Origin of the sequence: Hydrogenophaga sp., from assembly GCF_014773545.1 — a bacterium.
Taxonomy (GTDB): domain Bacteria; phylum Pseudomonadota; class Gammaproteobacteria; order Burkholderiales; family Burkholderiaceae_C; genus Hydrogenophaga.
In genome coordinates this window covers 21,421-27,924 of sequence record NZ_SDDV01000017.1, presented here as the reverse complement: position 1 = coordinate 27,924, position 6,504 = coordinate 21,421, and the positions used below count along the sequence as shown (strand labels likewise).

5 protein-coding genes are annotated in these 6,504 nt (G+C 67.0%); 3 read left to right on the top strand and 2 right to left on the bottom strand.

Annotated elements, in window-relative coordinates:
- Window positions 1-208: 208 nt before the first annotated feature.
- Entirely contained in the window at window positions 209-2,464 is a 2,256-nt protein-coding gene (gene katG, locus EST26_RS10190; RefSeq protein ID WP_291067575.1) for a catalase/peroxidase HPI, read from the bottom strand.
- Between the two features lie 184 nt (window positions 2,465-2,648).
- On the opposite strand from katG, the gene EST26_RS10185 reads away from it, so the two are divergent.
- Both EST26_RS10185 and thiL read left to right on the top strand, forming a co-directional pair.
- A complete protein-coding gene (locus tag EST26_RS10185; RefSeq protein ID WP_291067573.1) occupies window positions 2,649-3,215 on the top strand; it encodes a cob(I)yrinic acid a,c-diamide adenosyltransferase in 567 nt (188 codons plus the stop codon).
- A 46-nt stretch (window positions 3,216-3,261) separates the two neighbouring features.
- Window positions 3,262-4,266 (top strand): thiamine-phosphate kinase, encoded by a 1,005-nt coding sequence (thiL, locus tag EST26_RS10180; RefSeq protein WP_291067572.1) that lies wholly within the window; start codon window positions 3,262-3,264, stop codon window positions 4,264-4,266.
- Between the two features lie 305 nt (window positions 4,267-4,571).
- Here thiL and hemB read toward each other — a convergent pair whose 3' ends face one another.
- On the bottom strand, window positions 4,572-5,573 hold the full coding sequence (gene hemB, locus EST26_RS10175; protein WP_291067570.1) for a porphobilinogen synthase: 1,002 nt from the start codon (window positions 5,571-5,573) through the stop codon (window positions 4,572-4,574).
- A gap of 131 nt (window positions 5,574-5,704) precedes the next feature.
- Between hemB and EST26_RS10170 the strand changes: the two genes are divergently transcribed.
- Entirely contained in the window at window positions 5,705-6,502 is a 798-nt protein-coding gene (locus EST26_RS10170) for a gamma-glutamyl-gamma-aminobutyrate hydrolase family protein (protein WP_291067567.1), read from the top strand.
- The last annotated feature ends 2 nt before the right edge of the window (window positions 6,503-6,504 follow it).

The window sequence follows — 6,504 nt, the reverse complement described above, 5'->3', positions numbered from 1 at the left end:
CGCGATGGGCCAGGTTGCCGTGCGCCCAGTCAGCAACCATGAGGAGCAGCAGCACACGCAGCACCAGGCCAGCGTGCCCTGCGGCTCTTGCACCCCCCCCGATCTGCGTCGGCCCGCCCCGGGGCAGCGCCAGCCCCCACTGGCGAGCGCCCAAGGCATCTGTGCAGCTGTACAGCTCAAAGGCATGGCGCCCGACGGGCGCCGGCTCTCAGGCGAGGTCGAAGCGGTCCAGGTTCATGACCTTGACCCAGGCGGCGCCGAAGTCGTGCACGAACTTGGCCTGCGCGTCGCTGCAGGCATAGACCTCGGCCAGCGCGCGCAACTGCGAGTTGGAGCCGAACACGAGGTCGACCGCCGTCGCCGTCCACTTGAGCTCGGCGCTGGCGCGATCGCGCCCCTCCCACACGCCCGGCGCGCCGGCAGACGGCTGCCAGACCGTTCCCATGTCGAGCAGGTTGACGAAGAAGTCGTTGCAAAGCGTCTGCGGGCGCTGGGTGAAGACGCCGTGCGGCGCCTGCCCAACGTTGGCGTTGAGCACGCGCAGACCACCGATCAGCACCGTCATCTGCGGCGCCGTCAGGCTCAGCAACTGCGCCTTGTCGATCAGCAATTCGGCCGCCGCGCCCTCGTGCCCGGGGCGCACGTAGTTGCGAAAACCATCCGCCACCGGCTCCAGCACGGCGAACGACTCGACGTCGGTCTGCTCCTGGAGGGCGTCCATGCGTCCGGGCGCAAACGGCAAGCTGAGAGCGTGCCCGGCTTTGCTGGCGGCAGCCTCGACGGCGGCATTGCCGCCCAGCACGATCAGGTCGGCCAGCGATACTTTCTTGCCGCCCGCTGCGCTGTGGTTGAATTCACCCTGAAGCAGGTCGGCCAGCGATACTTTCTTGCCCCCCGCTGCGCTGCGCTTGAATTCACCCTGAACCGCTGCAAGCTGCTGCAACACCTGGGCCAACTCGTCCGGCTGGTTGACCGCCCAGTCTTTTTGCGGCGCCAGGCGAATGCGCGCCCCATTGGCGCCGCCGCGCTTGTCGCTGCCCCGAAAGCTGGCCGCCGCAGCCCATGCTGTCGTCACCAACTGGGTGATGGACAGGCCGCAGCCGAGCAGTTTTTCCTTGAGCAGGGTCTGATCTTGCGCGTCGATCAAGGGGTGATCGGGCGCCGGAATCGGGTCTTGCCAGAGCAGCGCTTCGCGCGGCACCAGCGGCCCGAGGTGGCGGCTGATCGGGCCCATGTCGCGGTGCGTCAGCTTGTACCAGGCGCGCGCGAAGGCGTCGGCAAACTGATCGGGGTTTTCCAGGAAGCGGCGCGAAATCTTTTCGTACGCCGGGTCAAAGCGCAAGGACAGATCGGTGGTCAGCATGGCGGGCGCGTGCCGTTTGGCCGGGTCGTGGGCATCGGGAACGGTGCCCGCACCCATGCCGTGCTTGGGCGTCCACTGGTGTGCACCGGCCGGGCTCTTGGTCAGCTCCCATTCGTAGCCAAACAGGTTCCAGAAGTAGTTGTTGCTCCACTTGGTGGGCGTGCTGGTCCAGGTGACTTCCAGGCCGCTGGAGATGGTGTCGGCCCCACAGCCGCTGCCCAAGCTGCTCTTCCAGCCCAGCCCCTGCTGCTCGATGCCGGCGGCTTCCGGCTCGGGGCCGACGTGACTGGTCGGACCGGCGCCGTGGGTTTTGCCAAAGGTGTGGCCGCCGGCGATCAGCGCCACGGTCTCTTCGTCGTTCATCGCCATGCGAGCGAAGGTCTCGCGAATGTCGCGCGCCGCTGCGAGCGGGTCGGGGTTGCCGCCCGGGCCTTCCGGGTTGACGTAAATCAGCCCCATCTGTACCGCCGCCAGCGGCGACTGCAAGGCGCCGTCGGTGCTGTGGCGCTGGTCGGCCAACCAGGTGCTCTCGGAGCCCCAGTAGATGTCTTCTTCCGGCTCCCAGATGTCGGCGCGGCCACCGGAAAAACCAAAGGTCTTGAACCCCATCGACTCGAGCGCAACATTGCCGGCCAGAATCATCAGATCGGCCCAGGACAGCTTGCGCCCGTACTTTTGTTTGACCGGCCACAGCAGCCGACGCGCCTTGTCAAGGTTGACGTTGTCGGGCCAGCTATTGAGCGGCGCAAAACGCTGGGCGCCCGTGCCGGCGCCGCCACGCCCGTCGCGGATGCGGTAGGTGCCTGCGCTGTGCCAGGCCATGCGCACGAACAAAGGGCCGTAGTGGCCGAAGTCGGCCGGCCACCAGTCTTGTGAATCTTTCATCAGAGCATGCAGGTCTTTGACGACGGCGTCCAGATCCAGCGTCTTGAACGCTGCGGCGTAGTCAAATTCCTCCTCCATGGGGTTGGACTTGGAGGTGTGCTGGTGCAGCACGCCAAGGCGCAGTTGCTGGGGCCACCAGCCCACGTTGGACGGCGCTCCCACCGTGGTATGTTTGCGGACACTTTCAGCAAAAGGGCATTTGACTTCGTTTGACATGCGCGACTCCATGGGGTTGATGGCACTGACGTGGGAAGATGGCCTCGGCCAGTCTAGTGCGCCGCCTTGCGTCGATCAACAAGATTTTTACAATCGCCCCCATATCAAAGCGCGTTTGTGCCGAACTGCCGCTTCCTGCGGCTGCGCTGTTGATGAACAATCTGCGTCAAAAGGAATTCATGCCATGGGCCAGCGCCTGACTCAAATCGCCACCCGCACCGGGGACAGCGGCCGCACCGGACTGGGCAACAACACACGCGTGTCGAAAAACAGCCTGAGGATTCACGCCATGGGCGAGGTCGACGAGCTCAACTCGCACATCGGCCTGCTGCTGTGCGAAGACATGGCGGCCGAGTGGCGCGCCGTGCTGGTCGATGTCCAACACCAGTTGTTCAACCTGGGCGGCGAGTTGTCGATTCCCGGTTATGAACTGCTCAAACCCGATGCCGTGCTCGCGCTGGACCAGGCGCTGGCCACGCACAACGCCAGCCTGCCGAACCTGCAAGAGTTCATTTTGCCGGCTGGTAGCCGCGCCGCCGCTTTGGCCCACGTCTGTCGCACGGTGGCGCGCCGCGCCGAACGCGCCGTGGTGGCGCTGGGCGCCGAAGAGGCTTTGCGGGAAACGCCGCTGCAATACCTCAACCGCCTGTCTGACCTGATGTTCGTGTTGGCGCGCATGCTCAACCGCCAGCACGGCGGCGACGATGTGTACTGGAACAGCGCGCGCATGAGCGCACAGGCAGCGCCCTGATGTGCGCCCGCGCGCCACCCTTTTCTATTCGATCCCCGCAAAGCGCATGGGTGAATTTGAGCTGATTCGGCGTTATTTCCAGCGCCCCGCAGCCGCTTTGCCGGCCGCCGTCGCGCTGGGCATAGGCGACGACTGCGCGCTGCTGCGGCCCGCACCCGGCTGGCAACTGGCGATCTCCAGCGACATGTTGGTCGAGGGTCGGCATTTTTTTGCCGACGTCGATCCGGCCGCGCTCGGCCACAAAGCGCTGGCCGTCAACCTGAGCGATCTGGCCGCCATGGGCGCGCGCCCGCTGGGCTTTACGCTGGCGCTGGCGCTGCCGGCCGCCGAAGAGGCCTGGCTGGGCGCGTTCTCGCACGGGCTGTTTGCGCTGGCCGACGCACACGCCTGCCCGCTGATCGGCGGCGACACCACCCGTGGCCCGCTCAATATCTGCATCACCGTGCTGGGCGAGGTCTGGCCCGGGCGGGCACTGCGACGCGACGCTGCCCGAGCGGGCGACGATTTGTACCTGAGCGGCGGCACCGGCTTGGCGCGGCTGGCATTGGAGCTGCTGCGCGGCACCGACTGGGCCTGCCAGCACAGCGCGCCCGGCGCCTTGGCGCGGCTGCGCGCACGGCTGGAACGGCCCGCACCGCGGCTGGCGCTGGGCCAGGCACTGGCCGGACTGGCACACGCCGCCATCGACCTGAGCGACGGACTCGCCGGCGACCTGGGCCACGTGCTGCGCGCCAGCGGCGTCGGCGCAGAGATCGAGCTGAACCAGTTGCCGGTCGCCACCGAACTGCTGGCGCTGCCGCTGCCGCAGCGGCTGGAGTGTTTGTTGCACGGCGGCGACGACTACGAGCTGCTGTTTTGCGCCGCGCCGGCCGACGCCGCCGCCGTGGCCGCCGCCGCGCAGACCAGCCAGACGCCGATTCGGCGCATCGGCCGCATCGGCAGCGCGCCGGGGCTGCGGCTGCTGGATGCAGCGGGCCGGGCGATCGCGCTGCCGGGGCGCAGCTTCGACCATTTTGCCGCCGCCGCTGCGCCTGCGGCCGCGGCCGCTTAACTTGCTTGGGCCCGGTGAAGTAGCAAGCGTTCGTCCCGAGCCCTTCGACAGGCTTCCTTCGACCCCTTCGACAGGCTTCCTTCGACAGGCTCAGGACGAACGGATCTCAGGACGAACGGTTGGGCAGAGCAATTCTTGTTCCCGTTAACGTGAAAGTCGGTCCTCGACTCACTTCGCTCCCCTCTCCCGCGTGCGGGAGAGGGGTTGGGGGTGAGGGAGAACGGGCATGACTTTCATTTTTTGGGGCGCCTTTCAAAGTCATGCCCGTTCGGACTGAGCCTGTCGAAGTCCAGATCGCACGCGGCTCACGTGCGCAGCAGCCGGGCGGCGTCGCGGGCAAAATAGCTCAGCACGCCGTCGGCCCCGGCGCGCTTGAACGCCAGCAGCGATTCAAGCAGCACGGCGTCGTGGTCTAGCCAGCCGTTTTGCGCTGCGGCTTTGAGCATGGCGTACTCGCCGCTGACCTGGTAGGCAAAAGTCGGTACGCGAAACTCGTCTTTCACCCGGCGCACAATGTCCAGATAGGGCAGGCCGGGTTTGACCATCACCATATCGGCGCCCTCGGCCAAGTCCAGCGCCACCTCGCGCAAGGCTTCGTCGGCGTTGCCGGGGTCCATTTGATAGACCTTTTTGTCGGCCTTGCCCAAATTGGCGGCCGAGCCCACGGCGTCGCGAAACGGGCCGTAAAAGGCGCTGGCGTACTTGGCGCTGTAGGCCATGATGCGGGTGTGCACCAGCGCGCGCGCTTCGAGTTCGCGCCGGATGGCGCCGATGCGCCCGTCCATCATGTCGCTCGGTGCCAGCACGTCCACCCCGGCCTGGGCTTGTACCAGCGCTTGCTGCACCAGCACAGCCACGGTGGCGTCGTTGACGATGTAGTTGTTTGCGTCGAGCAAGCCGTCCTGGCCGTGGCTGGTATAGGGGTCGAGCGCCACGTCGGTCATCAAGCCCAGTTGTGGAAAGCGGTCTTTGAGCGCGCGCACCACGCGCGGCACCAAGCCATCGGGGTTGAGCGCTTCGCGGCCGTCAGGGGTTTTCAGGCCTTGCTCGATGACCGGAAACAAGGCCAGCATCGGTATGCCCAGCGCCACGCTTTCTTCGGCCAGCGGCAGCAACTGGTCCAGACTCAGGCGCTCGACGCCCGGCATCGAGCCGACCGCCTCGCGCCGGCCCTGGCCGTCAAGCACGAACACCGGATAGATCAGGTCGTGCGGGCTCAGGCGGTGCTCGCGCACCAGATCGCGGGTGAAGGCATCGCGGCGCAAGCGGCGCGGGCGCGTCAGGGGGTAGGGGGCGGGGGTGTGCATGAGCGCCATTGTCGCAAAGCCCGAACGGATCGATCAAGCAGCAGACGTCCCGCTGCGCCGCGCCCTGTGCTCCAACGGCCGCGTCATAATCAAGCCCTGCTCCTGGAGATGCGATAAATCCACCGCCTTGCATGGTCTGGCTGCCGGCCGACCACCGCCTGCTGGGTGACCACGGACACCAAATGCCCTTTTTGCTGCTGGGCGACAAATACGCCCGCGCCGTCAAACAGGGGGCGCAGGCGCAGCCGGTGCTGTTTCCCCTGGCCGACGCCGGACAAATCGACGACTTGCTGGCGCTGGTCGACGGCGTCATGCTGACCGGCTCACCGTCCAACGTGCACCCCTCGCACTTTGACCAAGAGGTGAGCGACCCCAATCTGCCGCTCGATCCGGTGCGCGACTCGCTCACGCTGGCGCTGGTGCGCGCCTGCGTGCAGCAAGGCGTGCCACTGCTGGGCGTGTGCCGGGGTTTTCAGGAAATCAACGTTGCGCTCGGCGGCAGCCTGCACCAGCAGGTGCACCTGGTGCCTGGCCTGCAAGACCACCGCGAGCCCGAGGGTGTGGCCACCGAGCAGCAGTACGGGCCCAGCCATGCGATTCATCTGCTGCCGGGCAGCATTTTCGAGACCTGGGCCGGCGCTTCGCAGGTGCAGGTCAATTCGCTCCACGGTCAGGGTATCGACCGGCTGGCGCCGGACCTGCAGGCGCTGGCCCACGCCCCGGACGGACTGGTGGAGGCTTTTGCCGTGCGCGAGGCACGCAGCTTTGCCTATGCGGTGCAGTTCCACCCTGAGTGGCGTTGCACGCAAACGCCGTTTTATGCCGCCCAGGCCTGCCGCCAGCGCATGAGCCAGCGCCGCGCCGTCTGGCCGCCGGCTGCGCTTGCGCGGCACCCGAGCGCGCCGCACGCTGCGGGAGCACGCCTGTGATC